The sequence below is a fragment of the Sulfurirhabdus autotrophica genome (assembly GCF_004346685.1).
Classification (GTDB): Bacteria; Pseudomonadota; Gammaproteobacteria; order Burkholderiales; family SMCO01; genus Sulfurirhabdus; species Sulfurirhabdus autotrophica.
On the sequence record NZ_SMCO01000001.1, the window covers coordinates 810,601 to 835,987 of the forward strand.

Consider the following 25,387-nt stretch of genomic DNA (forward strand, 5'->3'; position numbering starts at 1 on the left):
TAAGCCCTTAACTATATCCATGAAAAGGTTATGCCTTCTCTACTTCAATCTCACCCAACAGCTCACCCAAACTCGCTGTTAAAGCATGTGCACCAGCAATACGAACGCAATCACCAGGTAATTGATCATCGCGCATAGCTCTGAGGGTTGCCTGGCCTGACTTTTGGCGAACCATCGCCATACCGCCTTCTGATATTTGCAACTTCTGCAATAGATCACCATGCATAAATGCTTCAGGTGCAGCAGCGTCTTGGGTGCGTTGTAGCGACTCTGCCCGACGTACTACCGGATCAGCTTGATAAACAGGGATTTCACCCACCCGTTGCAGATTACTGACTGGAGGTACATCCACAGACTGCACCGAAATGTTTTGTTGCAAGTTATTCAGCCTGGCCTGAATGGCTTCATCACCCTTTCCGAGCATTTCAGCACGCACCATCTCAGTACTGTCATACTCAAATTCTTTTAAATTCAGCAGGTTTGCCAAAACACGCAAAATTTTCCAAGCAGGCCTGGTTTCACCAAGTGGTTTCACTACACCATGAAAACTTTGAACACGACCTGCCGTATTAATAAAGGTACCTGATGTCTCGGAAAAAGGAGCAATTGGCAGCATCACATCAGCATAGTCCATCGCGCCATGTTTGTAGGCGCTCATGGCAACAACCAAATCAGCCGATTGCATTGCCTGTATTGCCTGCTGAGGGTTATAGCTATCCAGTTCCATTTCTGCGCCAAGCAAAATATACGCATTCAGCGGCTTTTCAAGCATAGCGGCAGCATTCAAACCGGTTTTTGCAGTTTCACCCATTGATCCATACATAGGCACCGCCCCGGCGACATAAGCCCCAACACTATTTGCAGCTTCACCCAGAACGCCAAACTGGGCACCAGCCATTTCTGCAATCGTCTGAGCAATGCCTGAGAGTTCTGCATAACGGGGATGATGTTGAGCCAAATTACCCAACAGTACAGCCCTGCGCTCGCCTTGAGCAAGGCTGGAGGCAATGGCTTGCGCAGAATCAGAAACAGTGACCGAATCCACTTGCTGCTTCAATGCAGAAGGAATATCGATTGATTTAATTTCAGCAAGCGCTTTAAGAATTTGTGCAAGCATGTTTACCATAGCAACCGGTGAAACTATCGCTTTGTTGGCAACTTGCGTCAATAAATCTTCATCAACCGGATTAACAATGTTCAGTTCCGCGCCATGTTTTACCGCTTTACGTAAACGCAAGGCAATCAACGGGTGATCTTTCCGTAGCGTGCTGCCAATTACCAATACACGATCCAGCTCTTCCAAAGAGGCAATACTTTGCCCCAGCCATGGCGCACCTTGTAACTGTCCATCAGCACTAAAATCTGACTGCAGTAAACGATGATCCACATTCCCACTACCCAGACCGCGCATCAGTTTTTGTAATAGATATAGCTCTTCAAGTGTGCTGTGGGGGATTGCTAAAGCACCAATCTGATCAGCGCCAAAATCCTGCTTGATGCGCGTCAAACCATTGGCGACATACTCCAATGCTTCCTGCCATTCGCATTCACGCCATTCGCCACCACGTTTGATCATGGGAACAGTTAAACGGTCTTCAGAATTTAAACCTTCATAGGAGAAGCGATCTTTATCCGAAATCCAGCACTCGTTAATTTCTTCGTTTTCAGCAGGCAAAACACGCATGACACGATTTTGCTTCACATGCACAATCAGGTTACTGCCAAGCCCGTCATGAGGGCTGACTGATTTGCGACGGGATAGCTCCCATGTGCGGGCGGTATAACGGAATGGTTTGCTGGTCAAAGCACCAACAGGACACAGATCAATAATATTACCGGATAATTCGGAATTAATGGTGCTTTCAACAAAGGGCATAATTTCTGAATGCTCGCCGCGTCCCACCTGCCCCATTTCCATTATGCCGGCGATTTCCTGGCCAAAACGTACACACCGTGTGCAATGAATACACCGGGTCATATCCGTCGCTACAAGCGGCCCTAAATTCTTGTTTGAGACTACGCGTTTTTCTTCTTCGTAACGGGATTTACTGGCACCATAACCTACTGCCAGATCCTGCAACTGGCACTCACCACCTTGGTCACAGATAGGACAATCCAGAGGGTGGTTGATCAGAAGAAACTCCATTACGCCTTTTTGCGCTTTGAGAGCAGAATCTGATTTTGTAAAAACTTTCATCCCGTCCGTTGCAGGTGTTGCACAAGCAGGCAAAGGCTTTGCTGCTTTTTCTACCTGAACCAGGCACATGCGGCAGTTGGCAGCGATCGTTAACTTTTTGTGATAGCAAAAATGGGGAATGTACACACCCACCTGGTTAGCTGCATCCATAATGGTACTACCACTTGGAACAGATACCTGCTTGCCGTCTATTTCAATGTTTAACATACTTTTTCTCAATTACACCATGCACTTGCCGTGCTTGATGTGATATTCAAATTCTTCCCGAAAATGCTTGATGAAGCTTTTGACCGGCGTTGCTGCCGCATCCCCCAAAGCACAAATGGTTCGGCCACCAATATTGTTTGAAACGTCTACCAGCAAATCCAGATCTTCCAGTTTGCCTTTTCCATGTTCAATACGATGAACAATCCTGTACAGCCAACCGGTCCCTTCACGACAGGGCGTACATTGACCGCAAGATTCCTCGTAATAAAAATACGATAATCTTTCCAGCGCTTTCACCATGCAAACCGTATCATCCATGATGATGACCGAACCGGCCCCCAAAGAGGAACCGGCCTTTGCAATAGCATCGTAATCCATAGTGACATCCATCATGATATCGCCAGGCACTACAGGCACAGACGAGCCACCCGGAATACAGGCTTTAAGTTTGCGACCGCCTCGCATTCCGCCAGCCATTTCAAGTAACTCACTGAATGGTGTTCCCATTGGAACCTCATAATTACCCGGTTTGTTAACGTGTCCGGATACAGAGAATATTTTTGTACCACCGTTGTTTGGTTTACCCAATTCCAGAAATTGCTGGCCGCCATGCCGAATAATGTAGGGAATACAGGCAAATGTTTCAGTGTTATTAATCGTAGTTGGCTTTCCGTAAAGTCCATAACTAGCCGGAAATGGTGGCTTAAAACGTGGCTGTCCCTTTTTACCTTCGATAGACTCCAGCAAGGCTGTTTCTTCACCACAAATATAAGCTCCATACCCATGGTGGGCATGCAGATTGAAGCTAAAATCGGTGCCGAACAGGTTGTCGCCCAAAAACCCCGCCGCCCTGGCTTCTTCCAGCGCAGCTTCAAAACGATCGTATGCTTCGAAAATTTCGCCATGAATATAGTTGTAACCTACCTTAACATTCATCGTATAGGCAGCAATAGCCATTCCCTCAATCAGTACATGAGGATTTAAAAGCAAAATATCTCGGTCTTTGAAAGTCCCTGGCTCACCTTCATCAGAATTACAAACAAGATACTTATCACCGTCAAAATGGCGAGGCATGAAGCTCCACTTCAACCCGGTTGGAAAACCGGCGCCACCACGCCCGCGCAGAGCTGACTTTTTGACTTCACTGATAATTTCTTCCGATGGCACTTTTTCCGTAACCACTTTTTTCAGCATTTCGTACCCACCAGAGCTGCGATAGGTTTCGAGTGTCCATGGCTTATCTAAATGCTGGGTGTTAAAAATCACTTCATTCATAGAATCTATTCCAGCTCCGCTAAAATCTGATCGATCTTTTCTGGAGTCAAATAACTGAGCATTTTATGATTGTTGAGCGTGCACAATGGGGCATCTCCACATGCGCCCATGCATTCGGATTCACGTAGAGTAAATTTGCCATCATCTGTCGTTTCCCCAATCTGAATCCCCAGCTTCTTTTTTAAATGTTCAACAATATCCAGCGCACCGACCAATGTACAGGAAAGATTGGTACATACCGTGATTTTGTGATGACCAACGGGGTGCATTTCATACATATTATAGAAGCTCGCGACTTCATATACTGCAATAGCCGGCATGCCCAGATAGTGTGCTATAAAATCCATCAGTTCAGTAGAAAGCCAACGCTTTTCAATCTGCGCAATCCGCAACGCAGACATTACAGCAGATTGTTTTTGATCCGCCGGATATTTAGCAATTTCTTTATCAATTTGTGCGAGAGAATCGGATGTCAGCATTTTATAATCCACAACAGATGGTCAAAGACATACTTGCTACCGCACATACATGCACAGTCATACCATTGAAAAAAATCATATTCATCAACGGTCAATTTCACCAAAAACAATATCTTGTGTACCAATAATTGCGACAACGTCTGCAATCATATGACCACGAGCCATTTCATCCAATGCGGCCAGGTGAGGATAACCAGGCGCGCGAATTTTCAAACGATAAGGCTTATTTGATCCATCAGATACCAAATAGATACCGAACTCTCCTTTCGGATGTTCGACAGCCGCATACGCTTCACCTGCCGGCACATGCATCCCTTCGGTAAACAGTTTGAAATGATGGATTAACTCTTCCATATTCTGCTTCATGTCTACACGTGAAGGTGGCGCAACCTTATGGTTATCAGACATCACTGGTCCGGGATTAATACGCAACCAGTCAACACACTGCTTGATAATATGGTTGGATTGGCGCATTTCTTCCATACGCACTAGATAGCGATCATAACAATCACCATTAACACCCACTGGAATATCAAAATCCAGCTGATCATAAACTTCATAGGGCTGCTTCTTGCGCAAATCCCATTCCACTCCAGAGCCACGCAACATTGGCCCGGTGAAACCCAATGCCTTAGCGCGTTCAGGCGATACCACTCCGATTCCAACCGTACGTTGCTTCCAAATCCGGTTATCCGTCAAGAGGGTTTCGTAATCATCCACATACTTCGGGAAACGTTTGGTGAAATCATCAATAAAATCCAGTAACGATCCCTGACGGTTCGTATTCATATCTTTGATTGCAGCGGCATTGTGGATTTTCGATGCCTGATATTGTGGCATCGTGTCAGGCAAATCACGGTATACACCACCCGGCCGATAATAAGCTGCATGCATACGAGCACCGGAAACCGCCTCGTAACAGTCCATCAGGTCTTCGCGTTCTCGAAAGGCGTACAAAAATACCGTCATGGCGCCAATATCCAGCCCATGGGCACCAAGCCACAACAAATGATTCAATAAACGGGTAATTTCATCGAACATCACACGGATATACTGAGCGCGAATTGGCACATCAATTTGCATCAGCTTTTCGATCGCCATGACATAGGCGTGCTCATTGCACATCATTGAAACGTAATCAAGCCGATCCATATAAGGCACTGACTGAATATAGGTCTTGTGTTCAGCTAACTTTTCAGTAGCACGATGTAACAGCCCAATATGTGGGTCAGCACGTTCAATCACTTCACCATCCAGTTCCAGCACCAAACGCAAAACACCATGGGCTGCAGGATGCTGTGGACCAAAATTCAAAGTGTAGTTTTTAATCTCAGCCACCGTAATTCTCCTCACGGATGATGCGCGGTGTGACTTCACGCGGCTCGATTGACACTGGCTGATAAATCACTCGCTGCTGATCTGGGTCGTAACGCATTTCTACGTTGCCACTTAACGGGAAGTCCTTACGGAAAGGATGTCCAACAAAGCCATAATCAGTCAGAATACGACGCAAATCCGGATGGCCGTCAAAGACAATTCCAAACAAATCAAAAGCTTCTCGTTCAAACCAGTTAGCTGAGGGCCAGATTTCATTGACTGAGCCAATGAGCGGGAAGTCATCCTCTGGGGCAAAAACACGTAATCTCAATCGATGGTTCAGACTGACCGACAGCAGATGGTATACCACTGCAAAGCGTTTACCTTCCCATAAGCCATCACCATAATCCAGATAATCCATTCCACACAGATCAATTAACTCTTCAAAATGCAAGTCTTGGTGATCACGCAGGGTTTCAGCAACAGATAACAAGTCATTTGCCGAAACGACAACTGTCAATTCGCCAAGCCGTTCGGTGAGGCTCGTCAACTTGTCGCCCAAAGCACTTTTCAGGCAAAGCGAGAGTGTTTCCAACTTGGAACTCATATTGATATCCAGAATCCTTTAACGAGCAATTGTATTAGTGCGCTTAATTTTATTCTGAAGCTGAATAATGCCGTAAAGCAATGCCTCAGCAGTCGGCGGGCAGCCAGGAACATAAACATCAACCGGTACAATCCTGTCGCAGCCACGTACAACAGAATAAGAATAATGGTAATATCCGCCACCATTAGCACATGAACCCATCGAAATCACCCAGCGCGGCTCTGCCATCTGATCATAAACTTTACGCAAAGCTGGGGCCATCTTATTGCACAACGTACCAGCTACAATCATCACATCTGATTGACGCGGGCTAGCACGAAACACTATCCCGAAACGATCCAGATCATATCGCGAAGCACCTGCCTGCATCATTTCAACAGCGCAGCACGCCAGACCAAAAGTCATTGGCCACAACGATCCAGTGCGCGTCCAGTTAATCAGTTTATCTGCAGACGTAGTGACGAAGCCTTGTTCCAATACACCTTCTATTCCCATTCCAAGGCTCCTTTCATCCACTCATAAACAAAGCCTACAACCAGAATACCAAGGAAAATAACCATTGCCAGATATCCGAACAGACCAATTTCATTGAGCACAACTGCCCAAGGAAAGAGAAAGGCAATTTCCAGATCAAACAAAATAAACAGGATAGCGACGAGATAATAACGCACATCGAATTTCATGCGCGCATCCTCGAATGCCTCAAATCCACACTCATAAGGAGAAAGCTTCTCACTGTCGGGGTGGTTTGGTGCAAGCAACCAACCGATCAGCATAGGCCCAACGCCTACCAGCAGACCGACGATTACAAACAGCAAAATCGGAAAATAACTTTCTAGCATCCAATTCGCTCCAGAAGAATACCTAGTTACACAAGGTAAAAAATTTAGTTTAGTTGCGGTTTAAGGCCCATGTCAAGCCTGAGAACGATATCCATTCAACCTGATCCATCAGGTTAATTCGTAACTGAATTCATGTTCTTTCAACACAAATTTGTGGTGCCGATGACCAGACTCGAACTGGTACAGCTTTCGCCACCGCCCCCTCAAGACGGCGTGTCTACCAATTTCACCACATCGGCAAGTAGACAGAAAAGCGGGGTTTGCTTTTCCGCATTGACAACCTGACCTGACTAATAATTACCAGAAGCATGAATAGCCATGCTCGTCCTGTTAATAATTAATTCGGTATTTCCCTGGCTTTTGACCCGGCGTTGCCTGTATTAATTTGCCCAGTCGCATCGACCGGTTTAGCATTCACTGTTGCAGCAGGTTGCGTAAGCGGCTGGTGCGACTCCATAACCCCAACCGGCTTAGACTTATGGCTAGATAGATAAGTCAAGCCAAGGCTGGTTGCAAAAAATACAGCAGCCAGCACAGCGGTTGCTCTGCTCAAAAAGTTTGCTGAGCCAGAGGAGCCAAACACGCTGCCAGATGCACCACTACCAAACGCAGCACCCATATCGGCGCCTTTACCATGTTGCAATAGCACCAAGCCAATAACACTAACCGCTGCCACTACGTGAAAAACCCAAATTACTAATTCCATCATAACCTCATGAAGCTTTGCCTTTTCAGCAAAGCATTAACCCTGAGCAGCCTTACAAACAGCCACAAATTCTTCAGCAATCAAAGATGCGCCGCCAATCAGGCCACCATCAATATCACTCATTGAAAAAAGTTCGACAGCATTCGATGCCTTGACGCTGCCACCATATTGAATGACTAATTTTTTCGCTATATCCGCATCTAAACCTGCAATCTTTGAACGGATGAAGGCATGAACAGCTTGCGCTTGTTCCGGAGAAGCCGTTTTTCCCGTTCCAATGGCCCATACAGGTTCATAAGCCACTACCGCTTTAGCGAAAGATGCTACACCAGCCAGTTCAATTACTGCATCCAACTGCCGCGCCACAACCTGTTCAGTCACACCACTTTCACGCTCTTCCAGCAACTCACCTACACACAGAATGGGCGTCATGCCAGCTTGCTGAACTGCAACGTACTTGGCTGCAACAGTTTGATCACTTTCAGCGTACAGACTACGACGTTCAGAATGACCAACAATCACATAAGTACAGGAAAAATCAACCAGCATTTCAGCCGAAACTTCCCCTGTGAATGCACCTTTACTATGCTCGCTGAGGTTTTGAGCCCCCCAGGATATATTTGTGCTTTGCAATAACGACTGCAATTGTGACAAGTAAGGAAATGGTGCACAAACTGCGCAACCAACATTTTTAAACCCAGCCATAGCGGGCACAATAGCATCTAGCAGAGCCTTATTCTGCGCCAGATTACCATGCATTTTCCAGTTACCAACTACCAACTTTTCCCGCATAACCAACCCCAGCTTGCAAAGCACTCAATAGTACCTATGAAGGCACATTTGGTCAATCCCGGCACTGCCACAATTGTGAGCCAGAAATGCTTCAATCTACTTCAAAATTAAAAAACACATGCTCTACCTCAAGATTCTAGCAATTCACTTGCATTGCAGCATACTGCCTTAATTCTTCATAAACACATCACAACACCTTATTATATCCAATTAATCCAAGTGCCCAATCAGCACTCAATCAAATAATTTGATCAAACTGGAAATGGGCAGACACTAGCATCATAAGACAATCAATTTCTTTTTCTGCAATTTCACCTACACTGTAATAATTGTAATATTTCTGTAACACAGTTCCTTTAACATTCGTTGCAGCACTTCAGGAACAACACTTTGACAGGCCTGATTGTTAATTGAGAAAATACCAGGAGAACAAATGAAATCTTTATTGAATAAAAGTTTAATCACCACTCTCTTCATTACTGCAGGACTTAGCAGCGCCTCAGTTTTTGCAGCCGATATGACCATTACTGGCGCCGGCGCAACATTCCCTTACCCTGTATACGCCAAATGGGCTGAAGCTTATAAAGCTAAAACCGGTGTTAAAATGAACTACCAATCCATCGGCTCAGGTGGTGGTATCAAACAAATTATCGCTAAAACCGTCGATTTTGGTGCTTCAGACAAACCCCTTACACCAGAGGATCTGGAAAAAAATGGCTTGATGCAATTTCCTACCGTTATGGGTGGCGTAGTTCCAGTAATCAATCTTCCGGATATTCAACCTGGTCAAGTTAAACTCTCTGGTGCAGTATTGGCAGACATTTTTCTGGGCAAAATCAAAAAATGGAACGAAGCGCCAATCGCTGCTTTAAACAAAGGTGTAAACCTGCCTGATTCAGCCATTACCGTTGTGCACCGCTCCGATGGTTCCGGCACTACCTTCATTTTCACAAACTACCTCTCTAAAGTCAGCCCAGAGTGGAAAACCAAAGTAGGTGAAGAAGCCTCAGTATCATGGCCTGCTGGTGTTGGCGGCAAAGGCAACGAAGGCGTGGCATCCTATGTCAAGCAAATCAAAGGCTCTATTGGCTACGTAGAATACGCATATGCACTGCAAAGCAAAATGAGCTTCACGCAGTTACAAAACAAGGAAGGTGAGTTTGTTAAACCTGAGGAAGAGTCTTTCAAAGCTGCTGCAGCAGGAGCTGACTGGGAGCACGCTCCGGGTTTTTACGAAATCCTGACCAACGAGCCTGGTAAAAAAAGCTGGCCTATCACTGGCGCTACCTTTATCCTGATGCATAAAACACAAGACAAGCCAGAAGCAGCCAAAGCGGTGTTAAAATTCTTTGACTGGGCTTACACAGATGGCGACAAAATGGCACTGGAACTGGATTACATTCCCATGCCGGATAAAGTTGTCAAACTCATCCAGGATGCCTGGAAAAAACAGATCAAGGATGCCGGTGGTAAGGCTCTCTAAAATAATGCAATATAAAAATTGTTAATAGCAACTATAACAATTTACACATATTGCTAATATAATAAGGGGCCGAATCTGGCCCCTTTTAATATTTATATCCAAGATAATGTCAAAATTATTTACTGACGCTCGCCTCAAAAGACATCAGCTGCTAGACATTCTGTTCCGCAATATGACCAGGCTGTTTGCTTTCCTGGTATTCGCAATCCTGATAGGCATTGTTATCTCATTATTCATTGGCAGTCTTCCTGCAATGAAAGCATTTGGATTTGGCTTTCTGTTCAGCGCTGAATGGAATCCCGTCACTGAACAATTCGGTGCTCTGGTGCCAATTGTAGGTACCCTGGTTACTTCAGTCATTGCTTTACTTATCGGCGTGCCTGTCAGTTTTGGCATTGCCATTTTCCTGACTGAATTATCCCCTCGCTGGATGAAGCGTCCTTTAGGTATCGCAGTTGAACTTCTGGCCGGGATACCCAGTATTATTTATGGCATGTGGGGATTATTTGTATTTGCACCTGCGTTTGCCGAGCATGTTGAGCCATGGCTTACAGAACATTTGGGAGAAATAACGCTTATAGGTCCATTATTCCAAGGGCCACCTATGGGAATCGGCATGCTTACTGCCGGGTTGATTCTGGCCATTATGGTCATTCCATTTATTGCATCTGTGATGCGCGACGTATTTGAAATAGTGCCTCCCATGCTCAAAGAGTCTGCATACGGGTTAGGTTCAACCACATGGGAAGTTGTCAGGCACATTGTTCTACCCTATACGAAAATGGGTGTTGTGGGTGGAGTCATGCTGGGCCTGGGACGTGCATTAGGTGAGACCATGGCCGTCACTTTTGTTATTGGTAACGCACACGAACTGAATTCTTCCATTCTTATGCCAGGAAACAGCATTTCTTCTGCGCTTGCCAATGAGTTTACTGAAGCAGTTGGTGAACTTTATACCTCTGCACTAATTGAATTAGGCCTGATACTGTTTTTGATTACCTTCATAGTATTATCTCTATCCAAATTGCTCTTGGCCCAACTCACCAAGCGTGAAGGCAAACAAACTTAAAAAATATATGGATACTCGCTACCTACGCAGACGCTTCGTTAACGGCTTTAACCTGACAATATCATTGCTTGCAATGGCATTTGGCTTGTTCTGGCTGGGCTGGATTCTCTGGACCTTGTTATCGCAAGGTTTTCACGGCCTCAGCCCTACCCTGTTCACACAAATGACGCCACCACCCGGTAGTAATGGCGGTCTCTACAATGCCATAGTGGGCAGCTTCTTCATGACCATGGTTGCCACTCTGATTGGCACGCCGGTTGGCATTTTAGCGGGGACCTATCTGGCTGAATTTGGACAAAAAGGCTGGCTTGCACCAACAACACGCTTCATCAATGACATTCTTCTCAGTGCGCCATCTATCGTTATTGGCCTATTCATCTATGAAGTTTACGTCGTCAATGTGAAACACTTTTCGGGCTGGGCCGGTTCAATGGCACTTTCACTCATCGTTATTCCGGTCGTTGTGCGCACAACAGAAAACATGCTGCGACTCGTTCCAAATACGCTACGTGAAGCCGCAGCAGCTTTGGGTGCACCACAATGGAAAATCATCATGCTGGTTACACTGCGCGCTTCACGTGCCGGCATATTGACTGGACTCCTGCTTGCGGTTGCACGTATCAGCGGCGAGACAGCGCCACTTCTGTTTACTGCCTTGAACAATCAGTTCTGGAGCAGCAACATGAACCAGCCAATGGCTAACCTGCCAGTTGTCATTTTCCAGTTTGCCATGAGTCCTTATCAAGATTGGCAACACCTGGCCTGGGCAGGCGCACTGCTTATTACACTTGGCGTACTTACTCTAAACATCTTTGCTCGCGTATTTTTCCGTCAAAAGACAGCGCTGCATTAAAAACCGATTAACAGGACGAGATTAATGAGCGATCCGATCATCACGAATCCAAAAATCCTTATCAAGGACTTGAATTTTTACTACGGCAAATTTCATGCCCTGAAGAATATCAATCTGAATATTCCCGAGAAGAAGGTTACCGCTTTTATTGGCCCTTCCGGCTGTGGAAAATCAACATTGCTTCGCACCTTAAACAGGATGTATGAACTTTATCCCAAGCAAAAAGCAACGGGTGAAGTTATTCTGGACGGCGGGAATATCCTGGATTCGGGGCAGGATCTGAATAAATTACGGGCCAAGGTTGGTATGGTTTTTCAGAAACCAACCCCCTTTCCCATGTCAATTTACGACAATATCGCTTTTGGTGTAAAACTGTACGAAAACCTGAGACGTCGTGAAATGGCGGAGCGGGTTGAATGGGCACTGCGTAAAGCTGCATTATGGGATGAAGTTAAAGACAAACTCAAACAAAGCGGCAACAGCCTTTCTGGGGGACAGCAGCAACGACTGTGTATTGCGCGGGCAATTGCGGTCAAACCGGAAGTCGTATTGCTGGACGAGCCCGCTTCAGCACTTGACCCCATATCCACAGCACACATCGAAGAGTTAATTCATGAACTGAAAGAAGATTATACGATTGTAATTGTGACGCACAACATGCAACAGGCAGCCAGGGTGTCTGACTATACTGCCTATATGTATCTGGGTGAATTGATTGAATTTGCAGATACCAACATGATCTTCACCACGCCAAAGATGAAAGCAACTGAAGATTATATTTCTGGAAAGTTTGGTTAATCCTGCATTAACGCAGGTTGATGTTACTCAATAACATCAACCTGCGTTAATTTTATTTATCGACTATTCTGTTAGTGCCGATTCCTTGCGTACAGTTTCTGAAATCGTATCAGCCCAACTCTGAACTTTCTCCCGGGATTTTCCTTCTACCATTACCCTGACTAGTGGCTCCGTTCCAGAAGGTCGCAGCAATACCCTGCCAGCCCCCTCCAAAGAACACTCAGCCTCCACCAGAATTGCTTGAATTGGAATATTGTCACGGAAATCAAACGTTTTGGGGACACGCACATTAATCAGAATTTGCGGATACAGCGTAAGATCCTTTGTGGCTTCAGCCAAAGTAGATTTTCCAACTCGCAACGCGTGCAATACCTGAAGCGCAGAAACGATACCATCGCCCGTAGTATGCTTATCCAGACATAAAATATGCCCTGAAGTTTCTCCGCCCAGATACCAGCCTTTTTGCTGAAGCATTTCCATCACATATCGGTCACCCACATTTGCGCGGGCAAAAGGGACTTTCAGTTTTTCAAGCGCATGTTCCATGCCCAGATTGGTCATTAAGGTTCCAACCAGCCCGCCTCTTAGCGTTCCGCTTTTCTGACGTTGCTTGGCAATCACATAAAGCAGTTGATCGCCATCATATAGAGCACCATCAGCATCAGCCATAATCAGGCGATCACCATCGCCATCCAGAGCAATACCTATATCCGCTTTATGTTTTTTTACAGCAGCCTGCAATGCAGCCGGCTCAGTTGAACCACAATGATGATTAATATTCAGGCCATCAGGCTGGTTACCAATCGCAATAACTTCAGCCCCTAATTCATGAAATACATGAGGCGCAATATGATAGGTTGCACCATGCGCACAATCCACCACGATCTTCATGCCACGCAAATCCAGTTCATTTGGAAAACTGCTTTTGCAAAATTCAATATAACGGCCTGCAGCGTCTTCTATCCGCTTAGCTTTTCCAAGCTGAGCAGATGGCATGGCAACGATCGGTTCACTCAGGCCAGCTTCAATGGCACGTTCTGTTTTATCTGGTAACTTGCTACCTGAGGCAGAAAAGAACTTAATACCGTTATCTTCGAATGGATTATGCGACGCACTGATCACCACGCCAGCTTGTAACCGCAGAGCACGAGTCAGGTACGCAATCGCTGGAGTAGGCATAGGACCAACCAGCATGACATCAACACCAGCAGCCGAAAGTCCCGCCTGAAGGGCGGATTCCAGCATATACCCGGAAATTCGCGTATCTTTACCAATGATCACACCTGGGCGTTCTCCGGAAGGTAGGCGCCTGTCTGAACCGGCAAGCACTTTACCTGCTGAATAGCCAAGATGCATGACAAATTCCGGGGTAATCGGCAACTCACCCACTTTGCCGCGCACACCATCCGTACCAAAATATTTTCTACTCATGTTTCCCCTCTATTGCATGAATAATTTCCAAGGCGTCTCTTGTTTCTTTTACATCGTGGACTCGCACAACTTTTGCGCCTTTTTGTACTGCTAATACAGCTGCTGTGATACTGGCAGCCATCCGCCCCCCTACTTCTCGTCCAGTAATTGCCCCCAACATAGATTTTCGGGACAAACCTGCCAGCACCGGAACCCCAACTTTATGAAATTCCTCTAGCCGATTCAATAATTGTACATTATGTGCCAAGCTTTTGCCGAAACCAAAACCAGGGTCAATCACAATTCGGTCAGGTGAAATACCCGCATGTGAAACAAGAGCAACTCTTTCTTGGAGAAACGCAAGGATTTCCACAAGTACATCTCCATATTGCGGGGATACTTGCATGTTCACAGGTATACCCTGCTTATGCATCAGACACACGCCAACTGAAGAACTTGCCACCACCCTCAGTGCTCCTTCCGATTGCAATGCATTGATATCATTAATCATGCATGCGCCAGCTTCAATTGCGGCAGACATTACTTCTGGTTTATGTGTGTCTACAGAAACAGGGATGTTTTGTTCCGACAGCGCTTCGACAAGGGGCAATATACGTTTTAATTCTTCAGACGCATCAACGGGAAATGCCCCGGGACGTGTAGACTCCCCACCTATATCCAGAATATGGGCACCTTCTTCCATGAGTTGAATTGCATGGTCCAGGGCTGACTGATGAGACATCAATTTGCCACCATCAGAAAAGGAATCGGGGGTCAGGTTAACAATCCCCATGATCAAGGGACGTTCAAGTGAAAATCTATATTTTCCGCACTGCAGGTACATAATGATAGAAATAAAAAAAGGGTGAGAATATTCTCTCACCCTGGAATTCCATTAAATTACGCTTCTTCAGCAGGTTTTGTCGTTGTTACAGTTGGCGCTGGTGCGCTAGGGGTATTATCCTGTGGAGGCGGCGTCACAGAGCTTTGACTTGGTTTGGGTGGACGAGGTGATTTCCCCTCCATGATGTCATTGATCTGATCCGCATCAAGAGTTTCCCACTCCAATAAGGCTTTTGTCATCATTTCAATCTTGTCGCGATTTTCTTCAATCAGACGACGCGCTAACGCATATTGCTCATCAATAATACGACGAATTTCCACATCAACCGTTTGCATAGTGGCTTCACTGACATTCTTGTGAGTGGTTACTGAGCGACCAAGGAAGACTTCGCCTTCGTTTTCTCCATAGACCATAGGCCCCAACACATCACTCATACCCCATTGCGTAACCATTCGACGTGCCATTTCGGTAGCACGCTCAAAATCATTGCTGGCACCTGTTGTCATCTGATTCATGAAAACTTCTTCAGCAATCCGGCCGCCGAACAAGACTGAAATATTTTGCAAAATATTTTCTCGATCCATGCTGTAACGATCTTCGGTAGGCAATTGCATAGTCACACCCAATGCTCTGCCACGTGGAATAATCGTCACCTTATGTACAGGATCTGTTTTTGTTAACAGTTTCGCAACCACCGCATGCCCAGATTCATGGTAAGCGGTATTACGACGCTCATGCTCAGGCATGATAACTGAACGACGCTCAGCACCCATGATGATTTTGTCTTTAGCGCGTTCAAAATCATCCATATCCACCAAACGCTTATTGCCTCTGGCTGCAAACAAAGCGGCTTCATTTACCAGGTTCGCCAGGTCAGCACCGGAAAACCCGGGTGTGCCACGAGCCAGGATGTCCGCACGCACATCAGGCGCCATAGGAATTTTGCGCATATGTACCAGTAAAATCTGCTCGCGTCCACGAATATCCGGTAATGATACAACCACCTGCCTGTCAAAACGACCAGGCCGCAACAAAGCAGGATCCAGCACATCTGGGCGATTTGTCGCTGCGATTACAATAACGCCAGATACCCCTTCAAAACCATCCATTTCTACCAGCAATGCATTCAACGTCTGTTCGCGCTCATCATTACCACCTCCCAGACCAGCACCGCGCTGGCGACCAACCGCATCAATTTCATCTATAAATATGATACATGGTGAGTTTTTCTTGGCTTGCTCAAACATATCACGCACCCGAGCTGCACCTACACCAACAAACATCTCAACGAAATCTGAACCAGAAATACTGAAGAAAGGCACTTTAGCTTCGCCAGCAATCGCTCTGGCCAGCAAGGTTTTTCCGGTACCTGGGCTACCAATCATCAGCACACCTCGAGGAATGCGGCCACCAAGCTTCTGAAATTTGCTTGGATCGCGTAAAAACTCAACTAACTCACCCACTTCTTCTTTAGCTTCATCACAACCGGCTACGTCAGCAAATGTGACAGTATTGGTAGTCTCATCAAGCATGCGTGCTTTGCTTTTTCCGAATGAGAACGCGCCACCCTTGCCCCCGCCTTGCATCTGACGCATAAAGAACACCCATACGCCAATCAAGAGCAACATTGGAAACCAGGAAATGAAGATATTCATCAGGAAGGAACCTTCTTCTTCAGGTTTCGCTTCAACGATGACACCATTTTTCAGCAGATCACTGACCATCCAAGGATCAGAAGGGGCATAAGTCGTAAAACGTTTACCATCCGATTTCTGACCTTTCAAAATGCGGCCTTCTATCGTAACTTTGGAAACATGCCCTTGCCTTACTTCATCAAGAAACTGGGAATACTCTATCTGACTTTGCGCGGCCTGACGACTGCTGAACTGATTGAATACAGTCATCAACACAAGTGCGACAACTAACCAGATAGCAATATTTTTAACCAGATTATTCATTTATTCATTAACCTAATTTACACAACAATTATTCTATTAAAACCCATTCTAAACCACATTAGTATTTTATGTTAGGGCTAATTTTCAAATTTCAAGACTTAAAACACAGGGAATTTAACAGCCCTGAACTACGCCGATTCACCTTTCAATTCTTTACCTAACAGATATAGTTCGCTGCTTCGGTCACGCGATGCTTTTGGTTTACGTGTTTGAACTTGCTTGAAATTAGCGCGCATAGTTTGAACAAACTCCTCAAAACCTACTCCCTGGAAAACTTTCGCCAGGAATACTCCTTCTGGCTTCAAGTAATTGACAGCAAAATCCATCGCAAGTTCAACCAGATGCATGCTTCTTGCCTGATCAGAGAGCCCTATGCCACTTATATTAGGCGACATATCAGAAATAACCAGATCAACCTGCTTGCCTTGCAGCGCATCAGCAAGTTGTGCCAGCACTGCATCCTCACGAAAATCACCCTGAATAAAAGTCACACCTGCAGGGGGCGACATTTCCAGAATATCCAGTGCGATCACTTTTCCGGATGATCCTACCTTTTGGGCGACTACTTGCGACCACCCCCCCGGGGTAGCTCCCAAATCAACCACCACCATTCCAGAACGAAAAAGATTATCGCGCTCATCTATATCCAATAACTTGAAAGCGGCGCGCGAACGATACCCTTCCTGCTTTGCAAGCTTCACGTAGGGGTCATTAATATGCTCGCGCATCCATGCTTTACTGGTTTTGGTTCGTTTCATCGGGTAGAATTCAGGATTTTTGAGGTTGCCATGTTAACACTTACCCCCGCTCAGCGCCGTTTTTTACGTGCTCAGGCACACGCACTTAGTCCGGTCGTGATGATCGGCGATTCCGGGTTAACCGAATCAGTATTAAAAGAAACGGATAATAGCCTGAAAAGTCATGAACTGATCAAGATTAAAGTTGCCGGTGATGACAGGACTTTACGTGAAACCATACTTTCCGAAATCTGTACCAAACTAAATGCAGTTACTGTACAGCATATTGGGAAAACGTTGATCATTTATCGTCCTGCTGCAAAACCCAAACTGAAATTACCTTGATCCAGCCTTGTGCTGGAAAATTAACCACAAACCGAGCAGACTTTCCACCAAATAAACAATGCTGGCAACACCATGCCATGTAGCAAATCTGCTTCGGAAAGCACTTTCCATCACTTCTCGCGGCATTGCTTGTGCCTTGAGACCTGCAATCACAGGCTGAATACCAAAATGACCTGCAATTGTCAGTGCCAGCATGGCCAGAACCAGCCAGAATACCTTTTGCTTAAGTGCAGCTACGCCCATTCTTGCCAAACGAAATATCAGCAAGTAAAAACCACATGCCATGCCGACATAAGCTATCAAGGTAAATAATTTCCCTGCCAGCATTCCAGCCAATGCTCTGTCGGATAAATTTGCAAATAGTGTCGGTGCGGCCATATAACCTATGGCCCACAATCCGCCCACCCAAAGAGTGATAGCAAAAACAGCTAAATTATCAGCAAAGTTTTTCAGGGTCAGTTCCTAGATATATTTTACGTCTAAAATTTCATATTCACGTATACCGCCTGGAGCCTGCACTTCAGCCACATCACCTGCATATTTACCGATAAGCGCGCGCGCAACGGGCGAACCAATGGATATCTTCCCTTTTTTTATATCTGCTTCGTCATCACCCACAATTTGATAGGTCACTTTATCGCCAGATTCCAGATCTTCAAGATCAAGCGTAGCGCCAAATACACACCGCCCATCAACATCCAATTGCGTTGGATCAATAATTTGTGCATTGGACAACTTGCCTTCCACTTCAGCGATCCGACCTTCTACAAAGCTCTGACGTTCTTTGGCAGCGTCATATTCTGCATTCTCAGAAAGATCGCCATGAGAGCGTGCTTCAGCGATTGCGGCAATAACGCTCTGCCTTTCTACTGTTTTAAGTTGATGCAACTCAGCGCGCAGGGCCTCTGCGCCAACAACGGTTAAGGGAATCTTGTTCATTTACAGTACTACTCCTTCAAAATGCAATATAAAACGCCGGTAACACAAATGATGAATCATTGCGTTACCGGCGTTTCAATTATTATACCAGGCGCTTATGCAAACCTTGTAGTTCGTATACCTGCAATTCTTCCATATGTTGCAAACCAATACAAGCCGCTCGCGCACCCGCCAATGTAGTGTAATACGCTATCTTGTTTTGCAGCGCGGCTCGCCGGATCTCATAAGAATCTTTCACGGCCTGTTTATCTTCTACCGTATTAACGATCAGACTAATCTCGCCATTTTTAATCATATCAACGATATGTGGGCGACCTTCAGCTACTTTGTTTACAGGCGTTACCGCCAAACCTGCCTTAATCAACACGGCTGCAGTACCGCGAGTTGCATATAAGGTAAACCCAAGCCTCACCAATGTTTGTCCAATATCAATAGCCTTAGGCTTATCTGAGGGTTTAACACTGATAAATGCCTTGCCAGATGAAGGCAAACGCTCACCTGCGGCCAATTGTGATTTAACAAAAGCTTCTGCAAAAGTGGCACCCACTCCCATCACTTCACCAGTAGACTTCATTTCAGGCCCTAGTATGGTATCAACACCAGGAAACTTGATGAATGGAAATACTGCTTCCTTTACTGAATAATAGGGAGGAATGACTTCTTTTTCAACCCCTTGATTAGCCAAGGTATTTCCCACCATGCAGCGCGCTGCCACTTTTGCCAGTGGAACGCCTGTTGCTTTAGATACAAATGGAACGGTGCGTGATGCGCGTGGGTTGACTTCCAAAACGTAGACCGTATTATTCTGAATAGCAAACTGCACATTCATCAATCCTACAACCTGCAATGCTTTTGCCATCACAACAGTTTGTCGTTTCAGTTCAGCCTGAACTTCCGGGGATAAACTAAAAGGAGGAAGCGAACAGGCAGAATCACCGGAATGCACACCTGCTTGTTCAATATGTTCCATGATACCGGCAACCAGCACGGATTCACCATCGCACACGGCATCCACGTCCACTTCTGTCGCATCATTCAGGAAACGATCAAGTAGAACAGGAGAATCATTAGAAACTTTTACTGCCTCACGCATGTAACGTTCGAGATCTGATTGCTGATGAACGACTTCCATCGCGCGACCGCCCAGAACATAGCTAGGGCGCACTACCAATGGATAACCAATTTCTTCAGCTAGTCGAATTGCCTCTTCAGGTGCACGGGCAGTACGGTTTGGCGGTTGCAAAAGGCCTGTTTGCTGCAGCATCTTCTGGAAACGTTCGCGATCTTCAGCACAATCAATCATATCAGGCGTGGTACCAATAATGGGCACACCATTGGCTTCAAGGTCACGCGCTAATTTTAGTGGGGTCTGCCCACCATACTGAACAATCACGCCAAATGGTTTTTCTACAGCAACTATTTCCAGCACATCCTCAAGGGTTAACGGCTCAAAATACAATCTGTCCGAGGTATCATAATCTGTCGATACGGTTTCCGGATTACAATTAACCATAATGGTTTCATAACCGTCTTCACGCATTGAAAGGGCCGCATGTACGCAACAATAATCGAATTCAATACCCTGACCAATTCGGTTTGGACCGCCGCCCAGCACCATGATCTTTTTCTTATTTGTCGGCTGCGCCTCACACTCTTCTTCATAACTAGAATACATATAAGCTGTATCCGTTGAAAATTCCGCTGCACAGGTATCCACACGCTTGTATACCGGCCGCACTCCCAGCTCCCAGCGTTTTGCTCTAACTGCATGCTGATTTGTATTCAGTAGTTTGGCTAGTCGGCGATCAGAAAAACCGCTACGTTTCAGCTTTCGGAGTTCATCTTTAGAAATCGTTTCCAGCTCTCTGCCAGACAAAGCCTGTTCACGTTTCACCAAATCTTCAAGCTGAGTCAGAAACCATGGGTCAATAAAGGTATAACTCTGAATTTCTTCAAAAGTCATGCCAATCCGGAACGCATCTGCAACATACCAGATGCGTTCCGGTCCCGGATTACCTAGTTCTTTAGCTATGACATCTCTTTCAGTGGTTTTTTCATCCAGCCCATCGTTACCCGTCTCGAGACCTCGTAACGCTTTTTGCAGAGATTCCTGAAAAGTCCGGCCAATGGCCATGACTTCACCCACTGATTTCATCTGAGTGGTCAGCCTGTCATTGGCTTTGGGGAACTTTTCAAATGCAAAACGAGGGATTTTGGTGACCACATAATCGATACTTGGCTCAAATGATGCAGGTGTTTTGCCACCGGTAATATCGTTTTTTAATTCATCCAGGCTAAAGCCTACTGCGAGTTTCGCCGCGATTTTGGCTATCGGGAATCCTGTCGCTTTGGAAGCCAGTGCCGAAGAACGAGACACACGCGGATTCATTTCAATCAGCACCATTCGACCATCAGCCGGATTAATACCAAACTGGACATTTGAGCCACCGGTATCCACGCCAATTTCACGTAATACTGCGATGGAGGCATCCCGCATGATCTGATATTCGCGATCTGTCAGCGTCTGGGCTGGCGCTACGGTGATGGAATCACCAGTATGCACGCCCATCGGATCAAAATTCTCAATGGCACAAATAATAATACAGTTGTCGTGGCTGTCACGAACCACTTCCATTTCATATTCTTTCCACCCGATCAGCGATTCTTCAATCAGCAGTTCGTGTGTGGGTGAAGCTTCCAGACCGCGTTCGCAGATAGTATTAAATTCTTCACGGTTGTAAGCAATACCGCCACCGCTCCCTCCCATCGTGAAAGAAGGACGGATGATCGTAGGAAAACCAACCATCGCCTGCACTTGCGTTGCTTCTTCCATGCTATGTGCAATCGCAGAGCGCGGGCTCGCCAGACCAATTTTAGTCATTGCCTGTTTGAACTTCTCACGATCTTCGGCTTTGTCGATGGCTTCACGGGAAGCACCGATCATTTCCACGCCGAATTTCTCAAGGACACCATGCTTTGCCAGATCAAGTGCGCAATTAAGTGCAGTTTGCCCACCCATGGTCGGCAAAAGCGCATCGGGACGCTCTTTCTCAATAATTTTCTCTACAATTTGCCAGGTAATCGGCTCAATGTAAGTAGCGTCTGCCATATCCGGGTCAGTCATGATCGTGGCTGGGTTAGAGTTCACCAGAATGACGCGATAGCCCTCTTCTCGCAACGCTTTGCAAGCTTGCGCTCCGGAGTAATCAAATTCGCACGCCTGCCCGATAACAATTGGACCGGCACCGATGATGAGAATGCTTTTTATATCAGTACGTTTTGGCATATTTAGTAACTTTTCACCGCTGGAACACAGGGGTTCAGTAGGTCATTTCAGAACTGACAAAATGAGTTTTGCGGCTTTTCTACCGCTGTTCCGGCCTTCAATACTCACTATGCCTCTGTGTTGAATAAAACTTAATTTGAATTTCATCAACTCGTGTGGTGTTAACGCAGTTTTTAATCGCAGGAACGCGTTACACCTTCGCCTGACGCATCATTGTTATGAAACGATCAAACAAATAGCTTACATCTCTTGGACCTGGACTGGCTTCAGGATGCCCCTGAAAACTGAACGCAGGTTTGTCTGTTCTGGCGATTCCTTGCAAGCTTCCATCAAACAGGGAAACATGGGTAGAACACATGTTAGCCGGCATAGTTGACGCATCCACCGAGAAACCATGATTCTGACTGGTAATCATTACCCGCTTGCTTTCGAGATCCTGAACAGGGTGATTTGCGCCATGGTGGCCAAATTTCATTTTCATGGTCTTGGCACCGCTGGCAAGCGCCAGCAATTGATGCCCCAGGCAAATACCAAACATTGGAATCCCGCTTTCAAGCAGTTCCTGAATCGCTTTTATGGCGTAATCACATGGCTCAGGATCACCGGGACCATTAGAGAGAAAAATACCATCTGGCTTCAGTGCAAGCACCTCTTTAGCCGTACTTTGTGCCGGCAACACGGTTACTTTACATCCGCGGTCAGCAATCATGCGCAGAATATTTCGCTTGATACCGTAATCAAAGGCAACAACATGAAACTCAGCATTGACGGGTTGATTAAAGCCCTTGCCAAGGGACCACTCACCTTGCTCCCAGACATACGGTTTGTCGCAGCTCACCACCTTGGCCAAATCCATTCCCGCTAATCCAGGGAAAGCATTTGCCTGTTTAAGCGCTTCAGCTTCATTTATGTCGCCTGCCATGATACAGCCACTTTGCGCACCCTTCTCGCGCAGCAACCTGGTCAGCTTGCGTGTATCAATATCGGCTATGGCGACTACATTTTGCGACTTAAGAAAATCGGATAACTCTTGTTCTTTACGGAAATTACTGGAAGCAATAGGCAGGTCTCTGATGACAAGACCACTTGCGAAAATCTTATTGGATTCATCGTCTTCAGCGTTCACCCCGACATTACCAATATGGGGGTAAGTCAGCGTAACGATTTGCTTGCAATAGGAAGGGTCAGTCAGTATTTCCTGATAGCCGGTAAGTGCGGTATTGAAAACCACTTCACCTACTGTAGAACCCTCAGCACCAATGGAAACACCCCGGAACACAGTACCATCTGCGAGAACGAGAACAGCAGGTTTTTGATGCGGCACCGAAATAAGCTCCTAAAGACGTGGCTTGTGAACATACAAAGAAGCGGGACAGGCTTATCACCCATCCCGCCCCCAGAATTGCCGACAATTATACTAAAATATTACACTTCTATCAACGCAAACCAAGAACATCCTGCATGTCATATAGTCCGTTTTTGCGTCCACCTAGGAAGTGCGCGGCTCTTACGGCACCATTTGCAAATGTGGCACGGCTGGAAGCCTTATGCGTAATTTCTACGCGCTCACCAATTCCAGCAAACATAACGGTGTGATCACCAACAATATCGCCGCCACGCACGGTGGCAAAGCCAATTGTTGAAGGAGAGCGTTCGCCGGTAACCCCCTCCCGACCATAAACCGCGCAATCAGCCAGATTTCGACCCAGCGCCTGCGCCACCACTTCGCCCATGCGCAAAGCCGTTCCTGAAGGTGCATCTACCTTGTGGCGATGATGCGCTTCCACCACTTCTATGTCGAAACCTTCATTCAAGACTTTGGCAGCAATTTCCAGCAATTTGAATGTCAAATTAACACCCGCGCTCATATTTGGAGCGAAGACAATACCGATATCCTGGGCCGCTGCCGCAATCTGAAGCTTCTGATCTTCACTGAAGCCAGTCGTACCAATCACCATTTTCACGCCGAGCTGACGGCATAACGCCATGTGCTCAAGCGTACCTTCAGGACGGGTAAAATCAATAAACACATCACTTCCTGCAATGGCTTTTGCCGGGTCATCCGTTATCATCACACCACAAGGAGAGCCTACCAATTCGCCAGCATCCTTACCAACATAAACACTACCCGCTCTTTCCAGGGCAGCGTATAAGCGTGCATCGGGCGACATAGAAACCGCCTCGATCAACGCACGTCCCATACGACCGGAGCTGCCTGCAATGACAATATTCTGCATATCCATACTCAATTACAATCCAATTTTTTCAAGCATTCTGCCAAAAAAACCTTTTTCTTCTTTTTCAACTTTGGCGCCATCATTTTTTTGATCCGCCTTCACGTTCTGCTGAGCCTCATCTGGTTTGGCCGATGCATTTTCCGCTGCCTTTGTATCTTCCGACGTAGCTGCTGCCACATCGCCTTCCAGACGTTTCAACAGGTCTCCTTCAAATACTACAGTTAACTTGCGTTGCTCCAGCAGTTTTCCACCTTTTTTCAAAAGATATACGTAGTCCCATCGGTCTGCATGGAAAGCATCCGTAATCAACGGGGTACCGAGAACAAATTTTGTCTGCGACTTGGTCATACCCGGTTTAAGCTTGGATACCATTTCCTGCGTAACAACGTTACCCTGCTGAATATCAATTTTGTAAGGTGATATTGTAGGGACATAGGAGCAAGAAGCCAGCAGCAACACCAAGGGAATAATTATTTTGTACATACGTTAACGTCGATGTGTTTTGCAAAGATTTAAAAAGGCTATATCATACCTCAGAATTGACTAACTCAGGCATCACAAAATTATGAGCGATTCCACTGACCTTAAAAACATTGGCCTTAAGGCAACCTTACCCAGATTAAAAATTCTCAACTTGTTTGAAAACAGCTCGGTTCGCCACATGGCGGCTGAAGATGTTTACAAGCAACTGATTGCTGATGGCGAAGATGTGGGCCTGGCAACTGTTTACCGGGTATTAACCCAGTTTGAACAAGCCGGCTTACTGATGCGCCACCATTTTGAAAGTGACAAAGCCGTTTATGAGCTTAACCAGGGCGGCCACCATGACCATCTGGTTTGCTTGCAATGCAACCGGGTAGAAGAATTTTTTGATGAAGAGATCGAGCGCCGTCAAAAGAAAATCGCCCAAGACAGAGGATTTGCAATTCACGATCACTCTCTGTACTTATACGCTGATTGCACCAAGGAAGCTTGCCCGCACAAGGTAAAAGCCAAGTAAGACCAT

Annotated in this window: 25 protein-coding genes and 1 tRNA gene; 6 read left to right on the plus strand and 20 right to left on the minus strand. The window is 46.1% G+C overall.

Going from position 1 to position 25,387, the window contains the following annotated elements; translation table 11 throughout:
• Window positions 1-28 precede the first annotated feature (28 nt).
• From nuoG to tpiA, 10 genes are all read right to left on the minus strand, one after another.
• Window positions 29-2,404 (minus strand): NADH-quinone oxidoreductase subunit NuoG, encoded by a 2,376-nt coding sequence (nuoG, locus tag EDC63_RS03900; protein WP_124947298.1) that lies wholly within the window; start codon window positions 2,402-2,404, stop codon window positions 29-31.
• Window positions 2,405-2,416: 12 nt separating this feature from the next.
• Window positions 2,417-3,679 (minus strand): NADH-quinone oxidoreductase subunit NuoF, encoded by a 1,263-nt coding sequence (nuoF, locus tag EDC63_RS03905; protein WP_124947297.1) that lies wholly within the window; start codon window positions 3,677-3,679, stop codon window positions 2,417-2,419.
• Window positions 3,680-3,684: 5 nt separating this feature from the next.
• On the minus strand, window positions 3,685-4,158 hold the full coding sequence (gene nuoE / locus EDC63_RS03910; RefSeq protein WP_124947296.1) for an NADH-quinone oxidoreductase subunit NuoE: 474 nt from the start codon (window positions 4,156-4,158) through the stop codon (window positions 3,685-3,687).
• Between the two features lie 84 nt (window positions 4,159-4,242).
• Window positions 4,243-5,496 (minus strand): NADH-quinone oxidoreductase subunit D, encoded by a 1,254-nt coding sequence (locus EDC63_RS03915; protein WP_124947295.1) that lies wholly within the window; start codon window positions 5,494-5,496, stop codon window positions 4,243-4,245.
• Window positions 5,489-6,082, minus strand: coding sequence for an NADH-quinone oxidoreductase subunit C (locus EDC63_RS03920; RefSeq protein WP_124947294.1), 594 nt, complete (start codon window positions 6,080-6,082; stop codon window positions 5,489-5,491). The genes EDC63_RS03915 and EDC63_RS03920 overlap by 8 nt, the downstream gene beginning before the upstream one ends.
• An 18-nt stretch (window positions 6,083-6,100) precedes the next feature.
• Window positions 6,101-6,577 (minus strand): NuoB/complex I 20 kDa subunit family protein, encoded by a 477-nt coding sequence (locus EDC63_RS03925; RefSeq protein WP_124947293.1) that lies wholly within the window; start codon window positions 6,575-6,577, stop codon window positions 6,101-6,103.
• Window positions 6,568-6,924, minus strand: a complete 357-nt coding sequence (locus EDC63_RS03930) for an NADH-quinone oxidoreductase subunit A (RefSeq protein ID WP_124947292.1) — start codon at window positions 6,922-6,924, stop codon at window positions 6,568-6,570. Before EDC63_RS03930 ends, EDC63_RS03925 begins: the two co-directional genes overlap by 10 nt.
• Before the next feature lie 154 nt (window positions 6,925-7,078).
• A tRNA-Leu gene (locus EDC63_RS03935) sits at window positions 7,079-7,163 on the minus strand.
• A 98-nt stretch (window positions 7,164-7,261) separates the two neighbouring features.
• On the minus strand, window positions 7,262-7,630 hold the full coding sequence (gene secG, locus EDC63_RS03940; protein WP_124947291.1) for a preprotein translocase subunit SecG: 369 nt from the start codon (window positions 7,628-7,630) through the stop codon (window positions 7,262-7,264).
• A 36-nt stretch (window positions 7,631-7,666) separates the two neighbouring features.
• The gene (gene tpiA, locus EDC63_RS03945) at window positions 7,667-8,422 is read right to left on the minus strand and encodes a triose-phosphate isomerase (protein WP_124947290.1); all 756 of its coding nucleotides are present in this window, start codon (window positions 8,420-8,422) and stop codon (window positions 7,667-7,669) included.
• Between the two features lie 433 nt (window positions 8,423-8,855).
• Here tpiA and pstS point away from each other — a divergent pair, with 433 nt between their 5' ends.
• The 4 genes from pstS (at window position 8,856) to pstB (ending at window position 12,625) form a co-directional block, all read left to right on the plus strand.
• Window positions 8,856-9,905: a phosphate ABC transporter substrate-binding protein PstS gene (gene pstS, locus EDC63_RS03950; protein WP_124947289.1), complete on the plus strand. Its 1,050-nt coding sequence runs from the start codon at window positions 8,856-8,858 to the stop codon at window positions 9,903-9,905.
• Between the two features lie 106 nt (window positions 9,906-10,011).
• Window positions 10,012-10,974 (plus strand): phosphate ABC transporter permease subunit PstC, encoded by a 963-nt coding sequence (gene pstC, locus EDC63_RS03955; RefSeq protein WP_124947288.1) that lies wholly within the window; start codon window positions 10,012-10,014, stop codon window positions 10,972-10,974.
• 7 nt (window positions 10,975-10,981) lie between these two features.
• Complete coding sequence (pstA, locus tag EDC63_RS03960; RefSeq protein WP_124947287.1) at window positions 10,982-11,827, plus strand: phosphate ABC transporter permease PstA; 846 nt, start codon at window positions 10,982-10,984, stop codon at window positions 11,825-11,827.
• A 24-nt stretch (window positions 11,828-11,851) separates the two neighbouring features.
• Window positions 11,852-12,625, plus strand: coding sequence for a phosphate ABC transporter ATP-binding protein PstB (gene pstB / locus EDC63_RS03965; RefSeq protein WP_124947286.1), 774 nt, complete (start codon window positions 11,852-11,854; stop codon window positions 12,623-12,625).
• A 63-nt stretch (window positions 12,626-12,688) separates the two neighbouring features.
• Here pstB and glmM read toward each other — a convergent pair whose 3' ends face one another.
• The 4 genes from glmM to EDC63_RS03985 all read right to left on the minus strand — a co-directional run bounded on the left by glmM (window position 12,689) and on the right by EDC63_RS03985 (window position 17,595).
• Window positions 12,689-14,056, minus strand: coding sequence for a phosphoglucosamine mutase (gene glmM / locus EDC63_RS03970; RefSeq protein ID WP_124947285.1), 1,368 nt, complete (start codon window positions 14,054-14,056; stop codon window positions 12,689-12,691).
• Window positions 14,049-14,828, minus strand: coding sequence for a dihydropteroate synthase (folP, locus tag EDC63_RS03975; protein ID WP_262982240.1), 780 nt, complete (start codon window positions 14,826-14,828; stop codon window positions 14,049-14,051). Before folP ends, glmM begins: the two co-directional genes overlap by 8 nt.
• Before the next feature lie 107 nt (window positions 14,829-14,935).
• On the minus strand, window positions 14,936-16,837 hold the full coding sequence (ftsH, locus tag EDC63_RS03980; protein WP_124947284.1) for an ATP-dependent zinc metalloprotease FtsH: 1,902 nt from the start codon (window positions 16,835-16,837) through the stop codon (window positions 14,936-14,938).
• A 128-nt stretch (window positions 16,838-16,965) separates the two neighbouring features.
• Window positions 16,966-17,595 carry an RlmE family RNA methyltransferase gene (locus EDC63_RS03985; protein ID WP_124947283.1) on the minus strand — a complete coding sequence of 210 codons (630 nt, stop codon included), beginning with the start codon at window positions 17,593-17,595 and terminating at the stop codon, window positions 16,966-16,968.
• Between the two features lie 30 nt (window positions 17,596-17,625).
• Between EDC63_RS03985 and yhbY the strand changes: the two genes are divergently transcribed.
• Complete coding sequence (gene yhbY, locus EDC63_RS03990; protein WP_124947282.1) at window positions 17,626-17,919, plus strand: ribosome assembly RNA-binding protein YhbY; 294 nt, start codon at window positions 17,626-17,628, stop codon at window positions 17,917-17,919.
• Here yhbY and EDC63_RS03995 read toward each other — a convergent pair.
• From EDC63_RS03995 to EDC63_RS04020, 6 genes are all read right to left on the minus strand, one after another.
• On the minus strand, window positions 17,911-18,372 hold the full coding sequence (locus EDC63_RS03995; RefSeq protein WP_124947281.1) for a DUF4149 domain-containing protein: 462 nt from the start codon (window positions 18,370-18,372) through the stop codon (window positions 17,911-17,913). The two genes, yhbY and EDC63_RS03995, sit on opposite strands and share 9 nt — an antisense overlap.
• Before the next feature lie 9 nt (window positions 18,373-18,381).
• Window positions 18,382-18,858 (minus strand): transcription elongation factor GreA, encoded by a 477-nt coding sequence (greA, locus tag EDC63_RS04000; protein WP_124947280.1) that lies wholly within the window; start codon window positions 18,856-18,858, stop codon window positions 18,382-18,384.
• Between the two features lie 82 nt (window positions 18,859-18,940).
• Window positions 18,941-22,144 (minus strand): carbamoyl-phosphate synthase large subunit, encoded by a 3,204-nt coding sequence (gene carB, locus EDC63_RS04005; protein WP_124947279.1) that lies wholly within the window; start codon window positions 22,142-22,144, stop codon window positions 18,941-18,943.
• 190 nt (window positions 22,145-22,334) lie between these two features.
• Entirely contained in the window at window positions 22,335-23,468 is a 1,134-nt protein-coding gene (gene carA, locus EDC63_RS04010; RefSeq protein WP_124947278.1) for a glutamine-hydrolyzing carbamoyl-phosphate synthase small subunit, read from the minus strand.
• A gap of 112 nt (window positions 23,469-23,580) precedes the next feature.
• Window positions 23,581-24,387 (minus strand): 4-hydroxy-tetrahydrodipicolinate reductase, encoded by an 807-nt coding sequence (dapB, locus tag EDC63_RS04015; RefSeq protein WP_124947277.1) that lies wholly within the window; start codon window positions 24,385-24,387, stop codon window positions 23,581-23,583.
• A 6-nt stretch (window positions 24,388-24,393) separates the two neighbouring features.
• Complete coding sequence (locus EDC63_RS04020; RefSeq protein ID WP_124947276.1) at window positions 24,394-24,864, minus strand: outer membrane protein assembly factor BamE; 471 nt, start codon at window positions 24,862-24,864, stop codon at window positions 24,394-24,396.
• An 82-nt stretch (window positions 24,865-24,946) separates the two neighbouring features.
• On the opposite strand from EDC63_RS04020, the gene fur reads away from it, so the two are divergent.
• Entirely contained in the window at window positions 24,947-25,381 is a 435-nt protein-coding gene (gene fur, locus EDC63_RS04025; RefSeq protein ID WP_124947275.1) for a ferric iron uptake transcriptional regulator, read from the plus strand.
• Window positions 25,382-25,387: the final 6 nt, after the last annotated feature.